This is a genomic window from Lysinibacillus sp. NPDC097231, assembly GCF_044761885.1.
In the GTDB taxonomy this organism is placed as follows: domain Bacteria; phylum Bacillota; class Bacilli; order Bacillales_A; family Planococcaceae; genus Lysinibacillus.
In genome coordinates this window covers 1-23,069 of record NZ_JBIWDH010000004.1, presented here as the reverse complement: position 1 = coordinate 23,069, position 23,069 = coordinate 1, and the positions used below count along the sequence as shown (strand labels likewise).

23 protein-coding genes and 1 pseudogene are annotated in these 23,069 nt (G+C 38.4%); 19 read left to right on the top strand and 5 right to left on the bottom strand.

Annotated features, from left to right (window positions below; genetic code table 11):
- The first annotated feature begins 47 nt into the window (after nucleotides 1–47).
- The 5 genes from ACIQXF_RS04325 to ACIQXF_RS04305 all read left to right on the top strand — a co-directional run bounded on the left by ACIQXF_RS04325 (nucleotide 48) and on the right by ACIQXF_RS04305 (nucleotide 3,647).
- Nucleotides 48–551 (top strand): Rieske (2Fe-2S) protein, encoded by a 504-nt coding sequence (locus tag ACIQXF_RS04325; RefSeq protein ID WP_402779535.1) that lies wholly within the window; start codon nucleotides 48–50, stop codon nucleotides 549–551.
- 17 nt (nucleotides 552–568) lie between these two features.
- Nucleotides 569–1,243 (top strand): menaquinol-cytochrome c reductase cytochrome b subunit, encoded by a 675-nt coding sequence (gene qcrB / locus ACIQXF_RS04320; protein WP_402779534.1) that lies wholly within the window; start codon nucleotides 569–571, stop codon nucleotides 1,241–1,243.
- Between the two features lie 42 nt (nucleotides 1,244–1,285).
- Nucleotides 1,286–2,080 carry a menaquinol-cytochrome c reductase cytochrome b/c subunit gene (locus ACIQXF_RS04315; protein WP_402779532.1) on the top strand — a complete coding sequence of 265 codons (795 nt, stop codon included), beginning with the start codon at nucleotides 1,286–1,288 and terminating at the stop codon, nucleotides 2,078–2,080.
- Between the two features lie 235 nt (nucleotides 2,081–2,315).
- Complete coding sequence (gene lhaT, locus ACIQXF_RS04310; RefSeq protein WP_402779819.1) at nucleotides 2,316–2,912, top strand: lipoprotein heptaprenylglyceryl N-acetyltransferase LhaT; 597 nt, start codon at nucleotides 2,316–2,318, stop codon at nucleotides 2,910–2,912.
- Nucleotides 2,913–2,972: 60 nt separating this feature from the next.
- Entirely contained in the window at nucleotides 2,973–3,647 is a 675-nt protein-coding gene (locus ACIQXF_RS04305; RefSeq protein ID WP_402779817.1) for a zinc metallopeptidase, read from the top strand.
- A 110-nt stretch (nucleotides 3,648–3,757) separates the two neighbouring features.
- On the opposite strand, the gene ACIQXF_RS04300 is transcribed toward ACIQXF_RS04305, so the two are convergent.
- Entirely contained in the window at nucleotides 3,758–4,627 is an 870-nt protein-coding gene (locus ACIQXF_RS04300; protein ID WP_402779530.1) for a YitT family protein, read from the bottom strand.
- Nucleotides 4,628–4,741: 114 nt separating this feature from the next.
- On the opposite strand from ACIQXF_RS04300, the gene ACIQXF_RS04295 reads away from it, so the two are divergent.
- The 6 genes from ACIQXF_RS04295 (at nucleotide 4,742) to ACIQXF_RS04270 (ending at nucleotide 9,875) form a co-directional block, all read left to right on the top strand.
- The gene (locus ACIQXF_RS04295; RefSeq protein ID WP_402779528.1) at nucleotides 4,742–5,077 is read left to right on the top strand and encodes a nucleotide pyrophosphohydrolase; all 336 of its coding nucleotides are present in this window, start codon (nucleotides 4,742–4,744) and stop codon (nucleotides 5,075–5,077) included.
- A complete protein-coding gene (dapB, locus tag ACIQXF_RS04290; protein ID WP_402779526.1) occupies nucleotides 5,077–5,874 on the top strand; it encodes a 4-hydroxy-tetrahydrodipicolinate reductase in 798 nt (265 codons plus the stop codon). The genes ACIQXF_RS04295 and dapB overlap by 1 nt, the downstream gene beginning before the upstream one ends.
- An 18-nt stretch (nucleotides 5,875–5,892) precedes the next feature.
- Nucleotides 5,893–6,297, top strand: coding sequence for a methylglyoxal synthase (mgsA, locus tag ACIQXF_RS04285; RefSeq protein ID WP_402779524.1), 405 nt, complete (start codon nucleotides 5,893–5,895; stop codon nucleotides 6,295–6,297).
- A 33-nt stretch (nucleotides 6,298–6,330) separates the two neighbouring features.
- Entirely contained in the window at nucleotides 6,331–7,476 is a 1,146-nt protein-coding gene (bshA, locus tag ACIQXF_RS04280; protein WP_402779522.1) for an N-acetyl-alpha-D-glucosaminyl L-malate synthase BshA, read from the top strand.
- The gene (locus ACIQXF_RS04275) at nucleotides 7,463–8,641 is read left to right on the top strand and encodes a CCA tRNA nucleotidyltransferase (protein WP_402779520.1); all 1,179 of its coding nucleotides are present in this window, start codon (nucleotides 7,463–7,465) and stop codon (nucleotides 8,639–8,641) included. The genes bshA and ACIQXF_RS04275 overlap by 14 nt, the downstream gene beginning before the upstream one ends.
- 250 nt (nucleotides 8,642–8,891) lie before the next feature.
- A complete protein-coding gene (locus ACIQXF_RS04270; RefSeq protein WP_402779518.1) occupies nucleotides 8,892–9,875 on the top strand; it encodes a biotin--[acetyl-CoA-carboxylase] ligase in 984 nt (327 codons plus the stop codon).
- 101 nt (nucleotides 9,876–9,976) lie between these two features.
- Here the strand turns inward: ACIQXF_RS04270 and ACIQXF_RS04265 are convergent, their stop codons facing one another.
- From ACIQXF_RS04265 to ACIQXF_RS04250, 4 genes are all read right to left on the bottom strand, one after another.
- Nucleotides 9,977–10,501 (bottom strand): GNAT family N-acetyltransferase, encoded by a 525-nt coding sequence (locus ACIQXF_RS04265; protein WP_402779516.1) that lies wholly within the window; start codon nucleotides 10,499–10,501, stop codon nucleotides 9,977–9,979.
- Nucleotides 10,502–10,785: 284 nt separating this feature from the next.
- Nucleotides 10,786–11,613 (bottom strand): DUF4097 family beta strand repeat-containing protein, encoded by an 828-nt coding sequence (locus ACIQXF_RS04260; RefSeq protein ID WP_402779514.1) that lies wholly within the window; start codon nucleotides 11,611–11,613, stop codon nucleotides 10,786–10,788.
- Nucleotides 11,613–12,212, bottom strand: coding sequence for a DUF1700 domain-containing protein (locus tag ACIQXF_RS04255; protein WP_402779513.1), 600 nt, complete (start codon nucleotides 12,210–12,212; stop codon nucleotides 11,613–11,615). Before ACIQXF_RS04255 ends, ACIQXF_RS04260 begins: the two co-directional genes overlap by 1 nt.
- Before the next feature lies 1 nt (nucleotide 12,213).
- On the bottom strand, nucleotides 12,214–12,525 hold the full coding sequence (locus ACIQXF_RS04250; RefSeq protein WP_402779511.1) for a PadR family transcriptional regulator: 312 nt from the start codon (nucleotides 12,523–12,525) through the stop codon (nucleotides 12,214–12,216).
- A gap of 219 nt (nucleotides 12,526–12,744) precedes the next feature.
- Here ACIQXF_RS04250 and ACIQXF_RS04245 point away from each other — a divergent pair, with 219 nt between their 5' ends.
- From ACIQXF_RS04245 to ACIQXF_RS04210, 8 genes and pseudogenes are all read left to right on the top strand, one after another.
- On the top strand, nucleotides 12,745–13,416 hold the full coding sequence (locus ACIQXF_RS04245; RefSeq protein ID WP_402779509.1) for a TetR/AcrR family transcriptional regulator: 672 nt from the start codon (nucleotides 12,745–12,747) through the stop codon (nucleotides 13,414–13,416).
- A 13-nt stretch (nucleotides 13,417–13,429) separates the two neighbouring features.
- Nucleotides 13,430–14,058, top strand: a pseudogene (locus ACIQXF_RS04240) (lysostaphin resistance A-like protein).
- A gap of 400 nt (nucleotides 14,059–14,458) precedes the next feature.
- Nucleotides 14,459–15,295, top strand: a complete 837-nt coding sequence (panB, locus tag ACIQXF_RS04235; RefSeq protein WP_402779507.1) for a 3-methyl-2-oxobutanoate hydroxymethyltransferase — start codon at nucleotides 14,459–14,461, stop codon at nucleotides 15,293–15,295.
- Nucleotides 15,295–16,149, top strand: coding sequence for a pantoate--beta-alanine ligase (gene panC, locus ACIQXF_RS04230; protein ID WP_402779505.1), 855 nt, complete (start codon nucleotides 15,295–15,297; stop codon nucleotides 16,147–16,149). Before panB ends, panC begins: the two co-directional genes overlap by 1 nt.
- 1 nt (nucleotide 16,150) lies before the next feature.
- The gene (panD, locus tag ACIQXF_RS04225) at nucleotides 16,151–16,534 is read left to right on the top strand and encodes an aspartate 1-decarboxylase (protein WP_402779503.1); all 384 of its coding nucleotides are present in this window, start codon (nucleotides 16,151–16,153) and stop codon (nucleotides 16,532–16,534) included.
- A gap of 277 nt (nucleotides 16,535–16,811) precedes the next feature.
- Nucleotides 16,812–18,959 (top strand): 5'-nucleotidase C-terminal domain-containing protein, encoded by a 2,148-nt coding sequence (locus ACIQXF_RS04220; protein ID WP_402779501.1) that lies wholly within the window; start codon nucleotides 16,812–16,814, stop codon nucleotides 18,957–18,959.
- Between the two features lie 276 nt (nucleotides 18,960–19,235).
- Nucleotides 19,236–22,010, top strand: coding sequence for an ATP-dependent DNA helicase DinG (gene dinG / locus ACIQXF_RS04215; protein ID WP_402779499.1), 2,775 nt, complete (start codon nucleotides 19,236–19,238; stop codon nucleotides 22,008–22,010).
- 451 nt (nucleotides 22,011–22,461) lie between these two features.
- Nucleotides 22,462–23,069: IS110 family transposase (locus ACIQXF_RS04210; protein ID WP_402779497.1), on the top strand; the 608-nt coding region annotated here is incomplete at its 3' end.

Sequence of the window (23,069 nt, the reverse complement as noted above, 5' to 3'; positions counted from 1 at the left end):
AAAAGTATGTCCGTTGGACTGACCTTTAAGTTAGAGGGGGGAAAAAAATGAGTAATAATCGAGTTTCACGACGTCAATTCCTAAGCTATACACTAACTGGTGTAGGTGGCTTTATGGCGGCAGGTATGCTGATGCCAATGATTCGCTTTGCAATTGATCCAGTGCTACAAAAGCATGGCGGTGGGGATTTTATACAAACAGAGCATAAAATCGCTGATATTACTGACACACCTGTTAAAGTTGACTTAAAATTTGAACAAGTTGATGCATGGTACAAATCAGAAGTAACAAACGTAGCATGGGTTTACAAAGAAGGCGATCAAATCGTTGCATTATCACCTGTTTGTAAGCATTTAGGATGTATGGTGAACTGGGGAGAAGATTCAGCACACCCAGATCAATTCTTCTGTCCTTGTCACGCTGGACGTTACGAGAAAAACGGTAAAAACATTGCAGGTACACCACCTACAGGTCCGTTGGATGAATATGAAGTACAAGAAAAAGATGGTTACTTATGGCTTGGTCCAACTAAAGCAAATACTCTAGTTTAGTAAGGGGGTACAAAACAGTGCTAAATAAAATTTATGATTGGGTCGATGAACGTTTAGATATTACACCGATTTGGCGTGATATTGCCGACCACGAAGTGCCTGAGCACGTGAACCCTGCACACCATTTTTCAGCATTCGTTTACTGTTTTGGAGGTTTAACTTTCTTCATTACAGTAATTCAAATTCTATCTGGTATGTTCTTAACAATGTACTATGTACCAGACGTAGTGAATGCATGGAAATCAGTTTATTATTTACAAAACGAAGTAGCATTTGGTGAAATCGTACGCGGTATGCACCACTGGGGAGCTTCATTAGTAATCGTAATGATGTTCTTACATACTCTTCGTGTATTCTTTACAGGTTCTTATAAGAAACCTCGTGAATTAAACTGGATGGTTGGTGTAGGAATTTTTGGTGTAATGATGGGTCTTGGCTTTACAGGATACTTATTACCATGGGATATGAAAGCATTATTCGCTACAAAAGTAGGTATCGAAATTGCTGCATCTGTACCGTTTATCGGTGGGATGATTAAAATTTTATTAGCGGGTGACTCCACGATACTTGGAGCTCAAACGTTAACACGATTCTTTGCGATTCATGTATTCTTCTTACCTGCAGTATTGTTTGGGTTACTTGCAGCGCACTTTATCATGATTCGTCGTCAAGGAATTTCAGGACCGTTGTAATAGTTCTTGACGGTTCGATGATTTTTTAAAGGAGGGGACAAAATGCATCGCGGAAAAGGAATGAAATTTGTTGGTGATTCTCGTATTAAAGCGAATCACAGAATGCCGAACGTTCCAAAGGATTATTCCGAATATCCAGGTAAGACGGAAGCTTTCTGGCCTAACTTCTTACTAAAAGAATGGATGGTAGGTGCGGTATTTTTAATTGCTTATTTACTGCTAACAGTGGCACATCCATCGCCACTTGAAGGGCCGGCTGATCCAACTAGAGCCTATACACCACTACCAGACTGGTACTTCTTATTTGTGTACCAATTATTAAAATACTCATTTGCTTCTGGTCCATACAATGTCATAGGAGCAATTGTAATGCCAGGGATTGCATTTATGGCGCTATTATTAATGCCATTTTTAGATAAAAGTCCAGAACGTCGTCCATCTAAACGTCCGTTACCGACTGCGTTTATGTTATTAACTTTGGCTGCTATGTTCTACTTAACTTGGGAGTCAGTTGTGAACCACGACTGGGAAGCTCAAAAAGCTATGGGTGCCATTGTAGAAGAAGTTGAAGTTGATATTGATGAATCTTTACCAGGATTTGCCATTTGGAATGGTGACACTGGTGAACAAGCTAAGACTTGTATCGGTTGTCATGCTGCTGACTTAAAAGGTGGTCCAGCTGCTCCAGCATTAGTTGGTAATACTCTAACTGCTGAAGAAGTTGAAGATATTATCCATAATGGTCGTAATACTATGCCACCTGGTCAATTCAATGGTACAGACGAAGAAGCGAAACAATTAGCTGAATTTATTGCTAGCTTAAAAGCTAAAGAATAAGCTTAATTTGAAAGAGTCAGGAAACTGGCTCTTTTTTTCTTATAGCGACATAATAATCAGACTGTTAAAGCATCAAAAAGGTTCCCTCAATATAATATTTTAGGGGAAATGAGAAAGTAAATGTGGTCTACAACCAAAAAGAAAGAAGATTGTAGTGAAATTGTAAACTATACAATACATAATAACAGTGAAAAAAGACATCTTAGTAAAGACGGAAGATAAAGGAGTTTTAATCATGCAAATTACACGTGCAAACATTTCGTATCTCCTTACACATAAATCATTCTTACTATTATTACTCATTATTAATCTATTAGGGACTGCTTACGGCTATTATTGGTATGGTTGGCAGCTTGCTATCACGAAGCCGATTTTTTATATTTTTGTGCCAGATAGTCCGACTGCTAGTTTGTTTTTTTGCTTTGTCTTATTAGCATGGATTATGGGGAAACGTTGGCCGCTGATGGAGGTATTAGCTCTTGTTACACTAGTGAAATATGGATTATGGGCCGATGTCATGAATATTTGGACACTAGTTGAAACAGGATCTATTGGATGGCAGGGGTGGATGCTTGTAGGCTCGCATTTTGCGATGGCTGTTCAAGCAATTCTTTATATCGGTAAGTATGTTTTTTCCTATTGGCATATAGCCGTGGCAGCGGTTTGGACATTGCATAATGACGTCATTGATTATGTATTTGGGCAAATGCCCATGTACCGTGATTTAGCAGATTATACAAGCTATATTGGCTATTTTACGTTTTGGTTATCAATTGCTTGTATCTTTCTTGCTATTTTCTCAATTAGGTGGCGCAAATATTTGCCGAATTAGGGTATTGATTATAGAATTATAGTATCGAGGTAGAAAGGGGTTAGAAAATTGTCAACAACCATGTATATTGTTTATTTTGCAATCATACTGTTACTGCCGCTGTATGCACAGATGAAAGTAAAGGGCACGTATAATAAGTTTGCAAAAGAACGTACAATGAAGGGACAAACAGGTGCAGAGGTAGCGCGTGCGATTTTAGATGCGAACGGCTTATATGATGTACGAGTTGTCCCAACACAAGGTGTGTTGTCGGATCATTATAATCCGGCGACAAAAACAGTTGCTTTATCGGAAAGTAATTTCTATGAGGCGAGTATTGCAGGCGCTGCGGTTGCTGCCCACGAAGTTGGTCATGCCATTCAGCATAAAGAAGCTTATTCAATGCTGACTTTACGTAGTAAGCTAGTTCCTGTTGCTAATATTTCATCAAATATGTCTTGGATATTTGTCATGATTGGTATTTTTGCAAGTAGTTCAAATATGCTACTTTTAGGTATCTTATTATTGGCAGCAGGTGTGGTTTTCCAATTAGTAACGTTACCTGTAGAATTCGATGCATCAAAGCGTGCGTTAGTGCAAATGAATTCTCTTGGCATTATTACAAATGAAGAAGAGCGTCCAGCACGAAAAGTGTTAAGTGCTGCAGCATTAACATATGTTGCCGCAGCAGCAGTAGCGGTACTAGAATTATTACGTTTAGTGTTAATCTTTACAAACATGCGTAATGACGACTAATAAAAAACTTGTTGTAGTGGTTTGCCACTATAACAAGTTTTTTATCTGTTGAAAGTATAAATGGACCTTACAGTTAATAACTGCCGAGAACAGGTAATTACAGTAGCCTTCTAATGAATCGGTTGTTTTTGTTCGTCGAGTGTGAAGCCTTCTCCTGCAACATCGCGTACCTCTATTATGGAGACGAAGGCATGCGGATCTACCTCATGAATGATGGATTTCAAACGCACTACCTCATTGCGACCAATTACACAATAAATAACTTCCTTTTCTTGCTTAGTAAAATGACCATGACCTTCTAAAATGGTAATTCCACGTTCCATTCGTAGAGCTATCATCTCAGCAATGGCGCTAGATTTCTCAGAAATAATAAGTGCACCACGCGCTGCATATGCTCCTTCTTGAACAAAATCAATTACACGTGCGCCAACAAATACTGCAACGAGAGTATACATCATAGAGCGTGCATCTAAAAATGTTAGCCAAGATAGGATAATAACGATAGCATCAAAGATGAACATTGTTTTGCCCATACTCCAGCCAAAATATTTATGCCCAAGACGAGCCAAAATATCTACACCACCAGTTGTACCACCGAAACGAAAAACGATACCGAGTCCAAGCCCAACAAAAACCCCAGCAAAAAGAGCAACGAGTAACATATCGTTTTCTAAATGAATGGTAAATTGATATTTTTGGAAAACTTTGAGGAAAACAGATACAGATAAAGTTCCAACAAGGGTATAAATAAATGATTTTTTCCCAAGCAACCGGTACCCAATAATAAACATTGGGATATTTAATAGTAAATTCATTAAAGCAGGGTCCCAGCCTAGTGTAAAATAAAGTATGAGTGTAATCCCACTCAAGCCACCTTCACCAAGCTGATTTTGCATGTTAAAGTGGACAAAACCAAAGCTGAAAATTGCAGCTCCGAGCATTATTGCGATGATATTGCGAATTTTGATCTGATTTAGCATATGACCTCCTGAAGTTCCAAACAAATGAAGTAGTGCTATCTATTATCTGACATTTCATTGTTTTTGACAACAATGGTGCAATTTTATACGATGGTATGTAGGAGTGTGATTTTGATGGCTGAACAAGTGACAATGCAAGCTTTACAGCAGCGCGTTGATGATTATATTGGGCAATTTAAGGAAGGCTATTTTCCACCATTCGAATTACTTGCACGTTTAACCGAGGAACTTGGTGAATTGTCTCGCGAGGTGCAAGACGTTTATGGGCAAAAAAAGAAAAAGAGCACAGAGGGCGAGAATAGTATTGAAGAAGAATTAGGTGACTTTTTCTTTGTTTTAGTGTGCTTTGCTAATGCACAGGGCATTAAATTAGACGAAGCACTTTTACGTGTCATACATAAATTTGAAACTAGAGATAAAGATCGCTGGACTAGAAAGGATGAGGAATAATGTCAATTCGTGTAGCAATTGCAGGACCTAGAGGCAAAATGGGGGCTGAAGCTGTACATACGGTCATGAAACATGACAAAATGGAATTAGTAGCTGTACTAGATTATAAGGAAGTAGGAAAAACTTTAGCTGATTTAGAAATGTTTCCAGCAACTTATACAGCACCGATATTTACAGATATGCATGAACTTGTTGAGAAAACTGCACCAGACGTATTAGTGGATTTAACAAATCCTCATGCAGTGTATAAGCATACGAAAGAGGCTTTAAATTTAAATGTACGACCAGTAATTGGTACGACAGGATTTACAGATGCACAACTAGTAGAATTATCAGCACTTGCTAAAGAAAAAGAGCTAGGCTGCATTATTGCACCAAACTTTGCGATTGGGGCAATCTTGATGATGAAATTTGCCAAGGAAGCGGCAAAATACTTACCTGATGTTGAGATTATTGAAATGCACCACGATCAAAAGCTTGATGCACCGTCTGGAACAGCTGTTAAAACGGCACAATTGATTCAAGAGGTGAGAACTTCAAAAACGCAAGGACATCCAGAGGAAAAAGAAACGATCGAGGGTGCAAGAGGGGGAGAGTTTGATGGCATGCGCATCCACTCTGTTCGCTTACCTGGTCTAGTGGCACACCAGCAAGTTTTATTTGGTGGGGATGGACAGCTATTAACGATTCGTCATGATTCATTAAATCGTAATTCCTTTATGTCTGGCGTAGCATTCTGCGTAGAAGAAGTTATGAAAATGGATCAACTTGTATATGGATTAGAAAACATCATCTAAAGATTGGGATGGAACTTTATGAAAATCGCATTAATTGCACATGATCGCAAAAAAGATAATTTAGTACAGTTTGCTATTGCTTACCGAGATATTTTAAATGAGCATACGCTATATGCCACAGGTACAACAGGCCAACGTGTTATCGAAGCCACAGGTTTAGAGGTGTCACGTTTTCGCTCAGGTCCACTCGGGGGCGACCAACAAATTGGCGCGATGATTGCCAATAATGAAATGGACATGGTTATTTTCTTCCGTGATCCTTTAACAGCACAACCACATGAGCCAGATGTTTCTGCGCTTATTCGTCTTTGTGATGTTTACCAAGTGCCACTGGCAACAAATATGGGAACTGCAGAAATATTATTAAAAGGCCTACAAGAAGGCTTTGTGGATTGGAGACTGATTCAAGAAGGACGAAGTTAACAAAAGACGTGATTTAGAAAGGATGATAATCGAATGAAGAAGCTAAAAATTGGCATTACCTGTTATCCAACCGTTGGAGGCTCTGGTGTAATTGCAACAGAATTAGGAAAAATGCTTGCAGAGAGGGGACACGAAATTCATTTCATCACCTCAAGCGTACCATTTCGATTGAATAGAATTTATCCAACCGTCTTTTTCCATGAAGTTGAAGTTAATAATTATTCAGTATTTCAATATCCCCCATACGATATAGCATTAGCGAGTAAAATGGCAGACGTCATTAAGGATGAAAAGCTGGATGTACTTCATGTGCATTATGCAATCCCCCATGCTGTCTGTGCTGTTTTAGCGCGAGAAATGAGTGGTCAAGATATTGGAATTGTCACAACGTTACATGGCACAGATATTTCGGTGCTTGGGCAAGATTCCACGCTTTCACAGGCTATAAAGTATGGCATTAACAAATCTGATATCGTCACGACTGTGTCAGAAGCTTTAAAGCAGCAAACCTACGAGCTGATTGATACAGTGAAGCCGATCGAAACGATTTACAACTTTGTTGATGAACGTGAATACTCCCCGCGCAGTCCAGGAAACTTAAAGGAACAATTTGGGATTCAAGATGATGAAAAGGTTATTATTCACGTCTCTAACTTCCGTAAAATAAAGAATCTTCCGCATATTGTTGATGCCTTTATGAAAATCCGTAAGAACATGAAGGCGAAATTATTATTAGTGGGGGATGGCCCAGAGAAGCATCGTGTAATGGATCAAGTAAAGGGTAGTCCATATATGAATGACGTACTATTTTTAGGAAAGCAAGAGAACTTGGCTGAATTGTATTCTATAAGCGATCTTAAGTTATTATTATCTCAGCAAGAATCGTTTGGTCTTGTCTTACTTGAAGCAATGGCTTGTGGTGTACCTTGTATTGGAACAGCTGTTGGCGGTATTCCAGAAGTCATTGATCACGGTGTGGATGGCTATCTAGTTGAATTAGAAGATACTGATGCAGTGGCAGAATATGCGGTAGACCTATTGACTGACGAAGCAAAATTACAAAGTTTCCGTGAAGCTGCTATCAGAGCTGTCGATGAAAAGTTCCACTCAGCTAAAATAGTTGAGCAATATGAAAAATTGTACGAGAAGGTTGCTGAAAGAAATCATGCAAAACAATAAAGAATGGCAAGCAGCCTATTCAGTAATTGACCAACTAGAACACGCGGATTTTGAAGCAGTTATCGTTGGTGGGGCAGTGCGGGATGCAATACTTGGCCGCCCTGCCCATGATGTAGACGTGGCGACAAATGCTATGCCAGAAGAAGTGAAATCTGTTTTTAACCATACAGTTGATATTGGGATTCAGCATGGAACGGTACTTGTTATCGTGCCAGCTGGATCTGTGGAGGTAACGACATATCGAACAGATGGGGAATATAACGATCACCGTAGACCAGAGGATGTGCGTTTTGTTCGTTCACTAAAAGAGGACTTACAGCGTCGTGACTTTACGATGAACGCCATAGCGATGCGCCGCGATGGTTCTTATGTGGATTATTACGGAGGGCGCCAAGATATTGAAGCAGGTATCATTCGAGCAGTTGGAGACGCACAGGTACGCTTTGCAGAAGATGCTTTACGAATGCTACGAGCTGTGCGTTTTTCAGCACAGCTAGGTTTTGACATTGAATCAAAAACGTTGAACGCAATGCAGGACAAGGCTGCTGATATTTCTTGGATTGCTAAAGAGCGCATCAAGGCAGAACTCGATAAACTGTGGGTAGGGAAAGATGTTTTCAACGGTATAAATATTCTTAAAGAAAGTGGATTAGCGACGTATTTGAATGGTGATTTTCAAGCTAATCATTGGTGTGATTTTAACGTACAAGACAAGCTATTAGGCTGGGCATATTTTGCAGTTTTACAAGGTGATCATTGGCGAGAGGTGCTAGGTAACTATCGTTTATCAAATAAGGAGATGGCATTTGTAAAGGCTGTATTAGGTGCTTTAAAAGCTTTAAAAAATGGCTGGACGAATATGGATTATTTTATGTATACACAACAGGAACTCGAGGCAGCTTGTTATTTTGCTGAGCTGAGACAGCTTGACGTTCAAATGCCTCAACAAAGTATTCAAGAAATACAGAAAAAGCTTCCCATTAGACACAAGCAAGAGCTAGTTGTAAATGGTTCTGACTTGTTAAAATGGTCTGGAAAAAAAGGCGGACCATGGGTAAAAGAAGCGTTGCAGGCGATGCTTGAAGCGGTTGTCAATGGCGAGCTGGTTAATGAGCGACAACAGATAAAGAATTGGATAGAACACGATTATTTCAAAAAAGAATGATAAACCTTGATTTTTATCATTTGTATTCCGAGGAACCGTCTCAAAAAACGAATGAGACGGTTCCTTTTTATATTCATTCGATCCTAAATTTTTCACAAAGGAATAATAGAGAAAAAGATCCAAAACAGCTGAATATAAAGATATTTAATGAGAATGTGGTCAATTGTCCTAATATACAGTATGATAAATACTATTGAATCAATATTTTCCGAACAACAAAATAGCAGAGTTTACTAAAGGATTGATTAGCATGAGTATTTCCATGAAGGATGAAATTTTAAAAAGAATATTAGCTGCTAATGGTGAAGCGGTTTCGGGTCAGGAGCTAGCAGATTCCCTTGGTGTGTCACGTACAGCTGTATGGAAACATATGCAGTCGCTACAGGAGGAAGGCTACACATTTGAAACTGTAAAGAAAAAAGGCTATGTACTGACTGGTGTGCCAAATAGCTTAAGTCCAACACAAATTGAACTATTTTTAAATACGGAACATTTTGGACGTGAAATTCATTATTTTGATGTTGTAGATTCTACACAAACAGTTGCCCATAAGCTTGCACAGGAAGGCGCTCCACATGGCACTATTATTATCGGGGAGGAACAAACTGCTGGACGTGGGCGTATGGCGCGTCTGTGGGAATCTTCAAATGGCACAGGGATTTGGATGACCATTATTGTGAGACCAGATGTTACTCCTCAGCAAGCTTCATCGTATACACTTGTCGTAGCAGTTGCAGTGACAATGGCTATTAAAACATTATATAAACATGTTGCGCCAGCCATTAAATGGCCAAATGATATACTTATTAATGGGAAAAAATGTACAGGTATATTAACGGAGATGCAGGCTGAGGCAGACCGTGTACAAGCATTACTTGTAGGTATAGGTATAAATGCAAACCAAGTCGAATCAGATTTCTCACCAGAAATTGTCGATATTGCAACATCTTTACGAATAGCAGCAGGTGAAGAAATTAATCGTGCAGCCCTTGTTGCCTCTATTTTACAATATTTAGAACAATTCACGGAACTATACGTGAAGGAGGGCTTTGCTAGCATTAAAAAGCTATGGGAACAAATGTCATGTACTATCGGGCAACGCATTGAAGTAACAACTTTACGTGAACGCTTTGAAGGCATTGCCAGTGGAGTTACGGATGAAGGTGTACTACAGCTAACAGAGGATAATGGCACAGTCCGAACAATTTATGCTGGAGATATAAAAATTTTATAAAAGCTTTTATTTTATAAAATCCAATAAATAAAAGAACGTATATTTTTGAATGAAGATATACGTTCTTTTTATTATGAGAAAAAAATAGTTTTTAATAGCTGCTATATTAGTTTCTCCCTAACCTTATCCATATCATCCCATACATAAATAAGCTCTTCTAATATTTTTCCGCCAATTTTAATTTCTACGTTTTTTACATATTGTGCACCATAATATTCATAGAAATAACGTGTTTTGTTTTCAGCTAATACTTCAACAAATACTTTTTCGTAACTTTTTTGTTTAAAATAGCCGAATATTTCTTTGAGTAGTTGCTTCCCGATTCCCTTTCCTTGATACTCTTCTAAAAGATATATAGACGTTAAATCAGTTGAATTCGGTTCTGTATTTGTTTCTCGTGTGCCACCAGTCGCAAAACCGATTATTTCACCTTGTTCATTTTCTGCTACCAGTACGTAATTCGTAGCATCTGAAATATTCTTCTTCCATAGCTCTGTTCGCTGTTCGTAAGATAATTGATTCAAAAACTCATCTGGAATAATGCCTTGATAAGTCGTTCGCCAACTGTCAACATGTACTTTTCCGATACCTTGTGCATCTTGAATGTTTGCTTTTCTAATTTTCATATTGATCACCTCAAAAATTAATAAAAATTTATCTATCATCCCAAGACGACAGGTGCAACCAAGCTGATTCGCTGTGGTTCAAACAAACATTTTCCTGAACCTTCGCCAAAAATTCCTTACTATTATCATTTATGCTTAAAGATTAGAAATTAGTATACAATAAATGGGAAAAATACTGCCGATACTTGAGCGAAAGATTAAAACTCCAACTAAAAAGGCAGAATCACATTGTTGTGATTCTACCTTGAAACACTCATTGTAGTAAGACAGTAATTCATTTCATTTTAGTCTAACGTTAACTGTAGGTCACCGTTAGACAGTGTTACTTTTAACTGGTTATCACCTTTATATAATTGTGATACTTTGCTGTTTTGCTCCTTCTTATCAACTGTAAGATCCCCAAAGCTAGTTTGTAATTCAAAGCCAAGTTCATCTTTTTTGTTTTGTAAGTGAAGTGTAGCATCTCCAAAGTTAGACGTAATAGCAGATTCACCATTTAGTGTACCATCAATGCGAATATCACCATTCTTACTGTCGACAACTAAGCCATTGCTTGAAAATTGCTGTAGAGTTAAATCGCCAAATGATTGCCTGATCTCTGTTTTATCACCAGTAGTATCTTTAACTATAATGTCTCCAAAATCGTCAATTAGATTTAACTGCTGATAATTCAGCCCACGAATGGTTGTATCCCCGAAATTACTATCAAGGACAACGGTTTTCAATTTTGCATCCGCTGGAACATAGATTTTGATGGAAGGAGTACTATAGTTAAAAAATCCAAATTGTAAACCATCCTTTTTCTTACTCTTTGTTTCAATTGTTAATGTACTATCTTTAATGCTATATGTAACATCACCATCTTCAACAACTTTCGTTTCTAATGCATAACGATCACTAGTCACAATTTCAACATCACCATAGTCATTGAAAACATTGATGTTAGTGAAATCATCTAAGTCATAAGAATTGCTTACTAGTTTATTTGACAATTGGATCCCTTCATCATTTAACACAAAACTCCACTTCCCACCAGAGAAATAACCAACGAAAGCTAACAGTATGCCTAAAGCAATCATCGTAATGGCAATATGGGTATGTTTAGACGTCATTAGTATCCCTCCTTACGCTTCTTCGTTATTTTGTGGAATAGTTTACCTAATGCTTCAACACAAACAACCACGATTTTTTTGATCATGCGAGCAACGATTGGGGACAGCAGGATACCCAGACCTGTTACAATAAAGCCAACGCCCATAAAGAGTAACGCTGTCGGCCAATGCTGATTTAATATGAAGAAGCCAGAAATAAGTGCAACGATTCCAGCGAAAAAGATACTAAGTACAGTTGCTATGATCGCAAAGACAAAGCTGAAGATAACCGCACCGAATGAAAAAATAAGTGCTATAGCTACTGCAAGTAATGGCAATGAAAGCGGGGCAGATAATATAGCTAGAATGATAAGCCAAATCGCAGTCACGTTCTTTTTAGTAGAAGTTGAGGTCGCTTCTAAATCTTTTATTGCAGAGTCCGCCATTATTTGTGATGCAACATGAGAGGGGGAACCTAGTTGTTGAATAACCTGCTGTTCATTTTCCTCTCCTGCTTCATCGAAATATTCCTCATAATAGGCAAGCGCTGCATCAATCTCATGCGCTGGAAGACGTTGTAATTTCCCCCTTAGCTTTTTCAAATAGCTTGCTCTATCCATCTTATTTCCCTCCTAAAAGTACACAATCAACTTTTTCTTTATACATTTGCCATTCTTTTAATAGCTCCAGTAATCTTCTTCGACCTTGTTCGGTAATTTGGTAATAGCGTCTATTTCTGCCTTGGTAAGGCTGATCGTAGGTCGTTAAGAAAGTTGCTTTTTGTAAACGACGTAATACTGGGTACAGCGTAGATTCTGATATATCCATCACAGATTGTACTTGCTGTGTTAATGAGTAGCCATAAGCATCCTCTTTATCGACGATGGCAAGCACACAAGCATCAAGTAAAGCAGAGCCAAGCTGAAATGTCATCTTCTCTCACCTCACATTGTATTACCTATACTAGGTTTTATATTATATGGCGTATAGTATGTTGGAAGTATATTACATGAAGAATTAATTGTCAAATTTTATTAAAAAATTCCTATGATAATAAAATGATGGTAGTGTCATTTTAAATTGATAATAAAAGGTATATTGATTACAATAAAAATGACACTAGCGTCATTTTAAATGTAGGAGGTAGATATAATGCCAAAGGTAAGCCATGAATATGTGCTGGAAAAGAAGAAGAAGATCTTAGAAGCAGCCATTGAAGTATGTAAGGTAAAGCCGCTCTTTGACATTACGATGAGAGATATTATTAAAGCGTCAGGGGTAAGTCAAGGTGGTATTTATCGTTATTATTCAGACTTGGATGAAATACTTGTTGATGTCATTAATCAAGTAAATGCTAATGCAGACTATAAACAAATTATTGATGAAATTATAAGTACAAGCAATTCTCCTACAAAAACAATTATCAAATTATTTACTTTTCTAGGGGAGTATATAAAGGAAAACGTATCAACAGTTGGCAAAATACAATTTGAGCTCACCATTTTATGTGCAAACAATCCAGATAGACAAAAGAAAATTTTATCGAACATTGTTGAGAATGAAAGTGGACAATATTTGATGCAACAAATTTTTCATTCAATTCATGAGGGAATCACTTCAGGATACTTTCAGCTTGAGATTTCGATAGAGGAGTTATCTACTTTTATGATGACATCCATTGATGGCATTGTGAGAGACGTTGTTTTGCAAAAATGTTACGGAATGTTCCTAAATAAACATGTGCAGTTAGATGAAATTCGTTTGATGAATACATTTTGCAAATCCGTATTATTACTATTAGGCAGGAGAGAAGGAGAGGAATAAGGTAGGATTAGAGATAAGGAAATTTCTATTTTATACCTTTGCTACGTCTTGGATAGTATGGGAAATTTTAGTCTTATTAACACAGCTAAATTTGCTGAAGTTTGGAAATGCAATATCAATGCTATTATTTATTCTCGGCGGAATTACTCCAGCTATTTGTGAGATTTGGTTGAAAAAAAATATTCAACTGAAGAAGAGTTCAAATCATTTATCCATAATGTAAAAAATCCTAAGCATCTGGTATCTTGGTACATATTTGCAATCGGATTGGCATTTGCTGCTTTTTTACAGCCTACATTACAAAAAAGATGGTCACCTTTCACAAGTACAATTATTGTGGGTATTATTTGGGCGGTTTGGCATTTGCCATTATGGTTTGTAAATGGATCAAATCAAATGAATATGAACTTTCTGTGGTTTTCTTTAACAGCTTTAGCGCTATCTTTTTTAATAACAATTATTTATCTATCTACTAAAAGTATTTTTCGCTGTATTATTTTCCACGCTTTAATCAATTCATTTTGGAATGTCTATATTCCAGTGACAAATGTAACGTCTGGTTTATTCACATTCTTATTTGCGTTGTTTCTTTTTATTGTTTATCAAAAATCTAAAATTCGGATTTTTAGCGATGGACAATGATGATGATTTTTGAATTATTTGGTGAAAGGTAAAAATGGTAATCGTAATTGTTAGAAAATAATATTTGAAGATTAGTAGGGAAATCTGTTATAGTATGTGCTGAAGGGCAGTATCCATTTGTGAACGGCACCTTCAAAAACGCAAGACCCATTTACAACAAATATCTGCCTTGATCTTTTAAAGACAGGGACGGAAGAAAACGATGCGTTCAACAAATATAACTTGATTGAACAAAAGTGGGTTATTCTTTCTAAGATATACCTATAAATCAAGTTATGGCCTCTATTCATGTATTAAAGAAGAGGTAATTTTGACAACGAACGATACACTACCCTTCTGTCCATTTTAGGAACAGAAGGGTTTTTCTGTTTTCTTTCCTGAAAAAAAGGAGGACTACACGATGAGAACGACTTCAGATTTTTTAAAGATGAAGGCAGCAGGTGAGAAAATTGTTATGCTAACTGCATATGATTTCCCTGCTGCAAGATTTGCCGAGGATGCAGGCGTCGATATGATTCTAGTGGGAGATTCACTAGGGATGGTAGTGCTAGGCTATGATTCTACAATGCCCGTAACAGTAGCGGATATGGTTCATCATGCAAAAGCTGTGCGACGAGGGGCAAAGAATACATTTGTTGTTGTTGATATGCCATTCGGTTCATACCATGGCGATGTAAACGAGACATTGAAAACAGCAGTTTCCATGATGCAGGAAACGGGTGCAGATGCACTAAAGTTGGAAGGTGCCGATGAGGTTATACCAGTGATTCGAAAATTAACATCAGCTGGTATTCCAGTGGTAGCACATTTAGGTTTACTGCCACAATCGGCAGGGGTGCTTGGTGGCTATAAGGTACAGGGCAAAACAGCTGAACAGGCAACAAAACTTATTGAAGATGCGAAAAAATGTCAAGAGGCTGGAGCTTGTGCAGTTGTCTTAGAATGTATTCCGCATCAGCTAACAGAGATGGTATCTGCTAGTCTTATCATTCCAACGATTGGTATTGGTGCTGGTGTAGAGGCAGATGGGCAAGTTTTGGTTTATCATGACATGCTTAGCTACGGCTCACATCATGTACCAAAATTTGTGGAACAGTTTGCAGATATGGGACAACAAGCACGCCTTGGAATTACTGATTATGTGGAAGCGGTAAAGGCAGGTACATTCCCTGCCCCAAGACATTTCTTCACTATGAAAGAGGAAGCATTGGATCAGCTATATGGAGGCGTAAAGTAATGAAAGTTGTAACAACAATTCAAGCATTAACTGCAGAAATCCAAGTAGCTAAGCAAGCTCAACAAACAATTGGCCTTGTTCCAACAATGGGCTATTTACATGAGGGTCATTTAACGCTAGCTAAAACCGCTCGTACCGAAAATGATCTAGTCGTGATGAGTATCTTTGTCAATCCAACACAATTTGGACCGAATGAGGACTTTGAAAGCTATCCACGTGACTTGCCGAGAGATACTGCTTTGGCAGAGTCTGTTGGTGTAGATATTGTTTTTGCACCAAGTGTTGAAGAAATGTATCCTCAAGATGGGGGTATCCGTATTCATGCTGGAGAACAGGCAACCATTCTTTGTGGAGCGAGCCGACCAGGACATTTTGATGGTGTTTTACAGGTTGTGTCAAAATTATTTCACCTAGCTCAGCCGACACGAGCTTATTTTGGACAAAAGGATGCACAGCAGGTTGCGATTATTGCTACAATGGTGCGCGATTTTAATTTCCCATTGGAAATGCGAGTAGTACCGATTGTACGTGAGGAAGACGGCTTAGCCAAATCTTCTCGCAATGTGTATTTAAGTGAAATGGAGCGTCAAGAGGCACCTGCAATAAATGAAGCACTACAGCTTGCTCGTGATAACTTTTTGGCACATAGTGATGCAGCGAATGCCCTTGCAATAGCAAAGACACATATTGAAGCACGTACACATGGCAAAATTGACTATATTGAGCTATTAGCGTATCCAGATTTAACACCAGCAACTGCTGAAACTAAGCAGGTACTTTTAGCAGCAGCTGTCTATATTGGTAAAACTCGTTTAATTGATAATTGTATCTTTAATGTGAAAGAAGGATTGTAAAATGTTACGAATGATGATGAACAGTAAAATCCACCGCGCAACAGTGACACAAGCAGATTTAAACTATGTTGGATCCATTACGATTGATGAGGATATTTTAGATGCAGTAGGTATGCTTCCAAACGAAAAAGTGCATGTTGTGAATAATAACAATGGGGCACGTTTTGAAACTTATATTATTGCAGGCGAGCGTGGATCAGGCGTTATTTGTGTCAACGGTGCAGCAGCACGCCTAGTACAACGTGGAGATATTGTGATTATTATTTCTTATGCATATGTAGATAACGAAGAGGCAAAAGATCATAAACCTACTGTAGCCATAATGGGAGAGGGCAATACGATTAACGAAATGATTGCGTATGAGCCAGAAGCAACGGTGATGTAATGTAGGACAATGTTTCACTGATACAACAAAGGGTATAACAGTTGTAAGTAGATATTAAATAGGAGGATGGCGAGGCTCTACTATTGTAGCCGAATAGCCAATCCTCCTTTTTTTCGAGATCGAATCTGTTACAAAAGTAGTTGGTGAAATTTTGCTTTAATTACTATTAAACTAGTGTTAAAAGATTATAATTTTACAAATGTTCTAGTATTTTGTGTTATATTTATGTAGAATTTAGTTGTTAGTACATCATTTTACTAGTGGAGGTATCATTTGTATGGAAAATAAACGTAAAAAGTTTTTAACAGCAACTGCATCGGCATTGGCTGTAACAGCGGTAGCGGTAGCGCCAGCATCGGCAGCTAGTCCTTTTGTAGACGTAAAAGAAAGTCATGCAGATTTTGAAGGCATTGCTAACCTTTATGGAGCAGGTATTATCCACGGTTACCCAGATGGCACATTCAAACCTGATGCGAATATCACACGCGGACAAGCTGCAAAAGTGATTGCAGGCGCATTAACGCTGGATATAGAAGAAGTTGCGAATCCAAACTTTAAGGATATTGATGCATCAAATCCTTATTACGGCTCAATTGCAGCGCTTGTAGGATTAAACGTCATTTCAGGCTATGGGGACAACACATTCCGTCCTAACCAAACGATTACTCATGGTGATCTGGCGAAAATCTTAGCGTCTATTCCAACATTACCAGAGCTAGAAAGTGCTAAAAACCATGGGGCTAGTGAAAATGTTACACGTGGACAGCTGGCAACATTGATTACAGAAGCCCTAACAAAATTAAACCCAGAAACGCCAACGCCAGAGACTCCTGAAAAACCTGAGACACCAGAAGATGCATTTTCATTATCGATTTTACATGTAAATGATACACATGCTCGAGCAAATGAATTACCTAAATTAGCAACAGTTGTAAAAGAGCAACGTAAAGCTAAGGAAAATGTCCTAACATTACATGCTGGCGATGCATTTAACGGTACATTATACTTCAACGAATTCCATGGGCAAGCAGATTTAACGCTATTAAATGAAATTGGTTTTGACGCAATGGTATTTGGTAACCATGAATTTGATTTAGGTGCATCACCTGAAGGACATCAAGCATTAGCAGACTTTGTTAAAGCTGCTAAATTCCCATTTGTGGATGCTAATACAGATTTCTCAGCAGATGATAAATTTACAGGTTTATTTACAGATTTAATTTCAAGCGAACCTGAAAATGGTAAAATTTATTCAGGCATAGTTAAAGAAATTAATGGAGAAAAAGTGGGTATTTTCGGCCTAACGACGGAAGAAACGAAAGATATTGCTTCTCCAGAAAAAGTAACTTTTACAAATTATATCGATGAAGCGAAAAAAGCAGTAGCTGCTTTTGAAGGAATGGGTGTCAACAAGATTATCGCTTTAACACATATCGGTTTCAATGATAATCCAAAAGTGGATAATGATATTTTACTAGCGAAAAATGTACCAGGCATTGATGTCATCGTTGGTGCTCATGACCATACAAAATTAGAAAAGCCAATCGTTGTTGAGACAAACACAGTAGGCGAAGCAAAAGATGCCACATTAATCGTACAAGCTAATGAGTACGTAAAATATTTAGGTACACTTGATGTAACATTTAATAATAAAGGTGTTGTAACAGAGTATGATGGCGAATTAATCGACCTTGGTAAAGTTGTAGAGGACGAGGCATTAGTGAAACTACTAGCACCTTATAAAGCAAAAGTAGACGAATTGAACAACAAAGAAATCGGTGTAACGCTGAAAGAAGCGTTAGCTAACCCACGCGAAAGTGAAACGAGCCTTGAAAGTGTACGTAGCAATGAAACCGCTCTTGGTAATATTATTACGGATGGCATGCTAGCAAAGGCACAAAAATATACAGATAAAACTGTTGTGATGGCATTACAAAATGGAGGAGGGATCCGAGAAGCGATCCCAGCAGGCAAAATTACAATCGGTCAGGTGATCACAGTATTACCATTTGGTAACACATTAGCATTAATGGATGCCACTGGTGCTGAGTTAAAGGCAGCATTTGAAGTGTCTTTGAAAAATGCACCAAAGGAAAATGGTGGCTTCCTACACATTGCTGGGGGAAAACTACAATATGATTCCTCTAAAGAAGTAGGCTCACGTGTTGTATCTATCGAATATTTTGATAAAGCAACAGGTAAGTATGTAGCAATAGAGGATGGTAAAACATATACAGTAGCAACGAATGCATACACTGCTAAAGGTGGGGACGGCTTAGATATGTTTGGTAAAGCTTATGAAGATGGCCGTGTCACTGATTTAGGCTTATCTGATTGGGAAAACCTACAGGAGCAATTGCAGTCATTAAAAGAAGTGAAAACGACAACTGAAGGTCGTATTGTTGATCTTGCCAAAAAACAATAATATGTGACTTAGGATAGCTTGAAAATGAAACCCTATTCATAGGATTTCACATTCAAGAACTATTCATATTATGATCTTTCCGCAATCTTAGGATAAATTCCTCTAAGGTTGCGGTTTTTTATTTTAAAAATGTACGTAATTGAAGTGATTCAAAATTTCAACCATATACTAATTCTAATAAGTCAGCATAGTAAACATGAGGGGGAGAAAGGATGCCGCTGAGCCAAATATATGATAAAATTCTTCTTATCTAATGTGAACTGTGAGTTGAGATGTATGATGGAGAGTCAAAAATATGCGATTGTGGATTTGGAGACAACTGGTCATTCACCAGCGAATGGGGACCGAATGATTCAAATCGCAATTGTTATTATGAAAGATTGGAATATTGAACAAACGTATACGAAGTTTATTTATCCGGGTAAAGCCATTCCGTCTTTCATTCAGGATCTAACGCATATTACGGATGAGGATGTTAAGGATGCCTTGCCGTTTGAGGCACATGCCGACTACATATATGAACTGCTTGCTGATTGTGTATTTGTCGCGCATAATGCGGATTTTGACTTATCCTTTTTACAAGCAGAGTTTAAGCGTGCTGGTTTACCAAAATGGCAGGGAAAAAAGATGGATACGGTTGAGCTTGCGAAAATCTTGTTCCCTATGTCACTAGGCTTTAAGTTAGGTGATTTAGCGGCGGATTTAAATATAGAGCTAACAAATGCGCATAGAGCGGACGACGATGCACGTGCAACGGCTGAGCTCTTTAAACGTTGCTGGAAGGAGCTACTTAGTCTCCCGCAGTTAACCCTCGAACAAATGCATAAACGCTCATTCAAATTGAAATCAAATTTATCCCAGCTTTTCTTCGAGGCTTTGCAAATTAAACGACAGCATTTAACTGCCAATGAAAATGTCTCCTACTACCGCAATTTGGCCGTTTGTGATGGACGAAAAAAGCGTACGAATAATGCGGAAGAAATTGTATCGTACCCGCAAACAGCAGCTGACAAAACATCATTAATGACAAAGGCCATGCCAAATTTTGAGCAACGACCTGCGCAATTCGTGATGATGGACACTATTTGGCAGGCTCTAAATGACAAAAGGGAGTGCGTTATAGAGGCCTCTACAGGTATTGGTAAGACAGCAGGTTATCTACTCCCTACGATATTATATGCTCGAGCTGTCGATAAAAAAATAGCGATTAGCACATATACATCACACCTACAGGAGCAGCTTGTTGAGGAAGAACTACCGAAGATCGAAAAAATCCTTGGCACTAAAGTAAATATTGCTGTTCTTAAGGGCATGCAGCATTATATTGATCTTGCACGCTTTGAACAATGTATGGCTTATGCAGATGAGTCCTATGATGATACCTTTACAATTTTGCAGATTCTTGTGTGGCTTACCAAAACAGAAACAGGCGTGTTAAGTGAGCTCAATGTTTCAGGTGGTGGACAGCTATTTTTAGAGAAAATCCGTAAAATGCCTGTTGACAAACCTTCTCGCAGCTTTGATTTCTATGAGCAAGCATTAAGAAATAGTGAATTTGCCGATTGTATTGTAACCAATCATTCCATGGTACTTAGTGATTTAGTCCGTCAAACACCGATTTTTACACAAATCGATGGGTGGATTATTGACGAAGCCCATCAATTTGTACAGGCCGCCATGCAACAGGACGAGATTGTCTTCTCCTATACACAGTGGAAGTACATTTTTGGACAAATTGGAACGATGGAGGAAACGGCATTATTCCAGCAATTTAGTCAGGCAGCAAAGAAAAAACAGCGTGTTCCTATGCAAAGCTTGCAGCGACTAGATGCACAATTTATACGCCTACAAAGAGCATTTGATGAAACGATTCAGCGAGCGGTTCAAAAAATGCAGCAACAAATAAAAGGTAGACAAGCGAGTAGTAAATGCACCTTATTTTTAGAGGATGTATTGCTAGCAAAAGAACCGCTTTTACAAGTGAGCAAGCTCACGCAACAATGGCTTGATCTCGCGATAGAAATAGGGCAGAGCTTTGAAAACAATATTGAGCAATTAGATAAAAACGAGCTCTATATATTATCTGAGTGGCATTATTGGATCCGTGAAATGAAAGTGAAAATCGCGGAGTGGGAGGAAATTTTCCTATTGCCACATAATGATAATTCAGTATGGCTAGAGTTTGATTTACGGAGTGTTCCAGGTAGCTTGCATGTCTTTAAAAAGCCTGTTAATGTTACCCCTATAATTGAAAAAGTGCTTGCACCGCTACGTAAGCAGGCAAGCATTGTCTGGACTTCGGGAACACTAACTGTACCAGAAAATGAGCGTTTTGTGACTCGGCAGCTTGGTATTGCTGATAGTGTGGAAGTAACAAAGCTACAGGCGCCTCCAGCCTACTATGCAGGAGCGAAGGCATTTATTGTCACAGATATGCCTGATATTCAACATGTGTCACAGGACGAATATATTGAAGCTGTCGCCCACGCGATTACACGAACAGTGAGAATGACTGAAGGACGCTGTTTTGTTCTATTTACCGCACAGGATATGCTGCGAAAAACGGTTGAGCTTATTCAAGATAGCGAACTTCTTGATGATTATATGCTTTTTGCACAAGGTGTTACGGGTGGTAGTCGTATGCGAATCCTGAAATCATTCCAAAAGTTCAGCCATGCCGTTCTCTTTGGTACAAATAGCTTCTGGGAAGGCGTGGACGTGCCGGGTGATGCACTTGCATCCGTTATTGTTGTACGCCTGCCGTTTTCCTCGCCAGAAGAGCCTGTATTTAAGGCGCGTGCTAAACATATTACTGCACAAGGCCGCAATTCCTTTAATGAGTTATCATTACCAGAAGCTATCATGCGCTTTAAACAGGGCTTTGGCCGGTTAATTCGATCATCACAGGATAAAGGAGCCTTTATTGTGTTGGATCGCCGCATTACGACAAAATCGTACGGCAAGGAATTTATCAAAGCTTTACCACCGATTGATGTAAAGAAAGTGCAGCTACCAGAGTTGTTAAAGGAACTTAATCATTGGCAGAAATAAATGTTAAACCCCCTAGGTTGAATTGCGCCCACTTGTTAGATGGTATGTCTAACAAGTGGGGCGTAGTTCAAATTGAGCTGCATTGGTGCTCTTTTTTTCTTTTTTGAACTAACGGTGAAGTTTAGTTTAATTAGAAAAATGATATATATCATTGCTGAGGAGATAAAATAGAGGGTAGATTGAATCGAACTATATCTAAGAAAACAAAACATACTAACAATAGTAGTACAAACCAAGGCCATGGTTTGTGCTACTATTTTTTTATAGTAGAAGTGAAGAAAAGCCGACTAGCCTCTGGGACCATTTGTGAGTCCGTATATAAAACCGGCTAACTTCATGCCCTTATATGAATCAGTTTAGTATGTTGGGTCCAAAGAGATCGTGTATAAGAAAGTGGAATCGATAAGGTACTGTGAAGGCTTCTATGATTGGTCAAAAGGAGAAGAATGAGATGAAACATGTCATTGCGTTAGATGTCAGTAAAGGAAAAAGTACCGTAGCGATTTATGATGATCACCGCCAATGTGAGTTTGAAGGTGTGCTACATCATACACGGGGTGATTTCGAGCGATTACACGAACGAATGGAAGAGATGACAAAGCAAGATGGACAAGCGCCAGATATCGTATTTGAAGCAACAGGCATCTATTCAAAACCTCTCGAAGCGTTTTTCAAAGATTACGGCTATGCATACTGCCGCATGAATCCACTTGAAGCGAATTTACAGATGGCAACGATGCGTCGCAATAAAACCGATATCAGTGATGCCCATGAACTCGCGAAGACACATTTCAGAATGGAACGCGAAACAACGTACATACAAGACGATTATTATGAACAGATGCGTGCACTGACTCGTTATTACGATGAAATTGACGAAGAAATCATTTTACTCAAAAGTAGAATGCATGCCATTTTACAGCTGAGTTTTCCAGAATTAGAAAAGCTGATTACACCGAGTTCAGCACTATTTTTAAATATTGTACAACTATATCCGCACCCCGCACTTTTACAGGCCCATTCAAAAACGATTATTAAAAATCGTTTAAAGGTCAATAC

Excerpts from the sequence above, each read along its gene's own strand:
- ACIQXF_RS04275 (WP_402779520.1), top strand. The coding sequence starts at position 7,463 with ATGCAAAACAATAAAGAATGGCAAGCAGCCTATTCAGTAATTGACCAA.
- ACIQXF_RS04260 (WP_402779514.1), bottom strand. The coding sequence starts at position 11,613 with ATGACGTCTAAACATACCCATATTGCCATTACGATGATTGCTTTAGGC.
- ACIQXF_RS04220 (WP_402779501.1), top strand. The coding sequence starts at position 16,812 with ATGGAAAATAAACGTAAAAAGTTTTTAACAGCAACTGCATCGGCATTG.
- mgsA (WP_402779524.1), top strand. The coding sequence starts at position 5,893 with ATGAAAATCGCATTAATTGCACATGATCGCAAAAAAGATAATTTAGTA.
- lhaT (WP_402779819.1), top strand. The coding sequence starts at position 2,316 with ATGCAAATTACACGTGCAAACATTTCGTATCTCCTTACACATAAATCA.
- bshA (WP_402779522.1), top strand. The coding sequence starts at position 6,331 with ATGAAGAAGCTAAAAATTGGCATTACCTGTTATCCAACCGTTGGAGGC.
- ACIQXF_RS04315 (WP_402779532.1), top strand. The coding sequence starts at position 1,286 with ATGCATCGCGGAAAAGGAATGAAATTTGTTGGTGATTCTCGTATTAAA.
- panB (WP_402779507.1), top strand. The coding sequence starts at position 14,459 with ATGAGAACGACTTCAGATTTTTTAAAGATGAAGGCAGCAGGTGAGAAA.
- ACIQXF_RS04305 (WP_402779817.1), top strand. The coding sequence starts at position 2,973 with ATGTATATTGTTTATTTTGCAATCATACTGTTACTGCCGCTGTATGCA.
- panD (WP_402779503.1), top strand. The coding sequence starts at position 16,151 with ATGTTACGAATGATGATGAACAGTAAAATCCACCGCGCAACAGTGACA.
- panC (WP_402779505.1), top strand. The coding sequence starts at position 15,295 with ATGAAAGTTGTAACAACAATTCAAGCATTAACTGCAGAAATCCAAGTA.
- ACIQXF_RS04265 (WP_402779516.1), bottom strand. The coding sequence starts at position 10,501 with ATGAAAATTAGAAAAGCAAACATTCAAGATGCACAAGGTATCGGAAAA.
- ACIQXF_RS04325 (WP_402779535.1), top strand. The coding sequence starts at position 48 with ATGAGTAATAATCGAGTTTCACGACGTCAATTCCTAAGCTATACACTA.
- ACIQXF_RS04245 (WP_402779509.1), top strand. The coding sequence starts at position 12,745 with ATGCCAAAGGTAAGCCATGAATATGTGCTGGAAAAGAAGAAGAAGATC.
- ACIQXF_RS04295 (WP_402779528.1), top strand. The coding sequence starts at position 4,742 with ATGGCTGAACAAGTGACAATGCAAGCTTTACAGCAGCGCGTTGATGAT.
- ACIQXF_RS04250 (WP_402779511.1), bottom strand. The coding sequence starts at position 12,525 with ATGACATTTCAGCTTGGCTCTGCTTTACTTGATGCTTGTGTGCTTGCC.
- dinG (WP_402779499.1), top strand. The coding sequence starts at position 19,236 with ATGATGGAGAGTCAAAAATATGCGATTGTGGATTTGGAGACAACTGGT.
- ACIQXF_RS04255 (WP_402779513.1), bottom strand. The coding sequence starts at position 12,212 with ATGGATAGAGCAAGCTATTTGAAAAAGCTAAGGGGGAAATTACAACGT.
- ACIQXF_RS04270 (WP_402779518.1), top strand. The coding sequence starts at position 8,892 with ATGAGTATTTCCATGAAGGATGAAATTTTAAAAAGAATATTAGCTGCT.
- ACIQXF_RS04300 (WP_402779530.1), bottom strand. The coding sequence starts at position 4,627 with ATGCTAAATCAGATCAAAATTCGCAATATCATCGCAATAATGCTCGGA.
- dapB (WP_402779526.1), top strand. The coding sequence starts at position 5,077 with ATGTCAATTCGTGTAGCAATTGCAGGACCTAGAGGCAAAATGGGGGCT.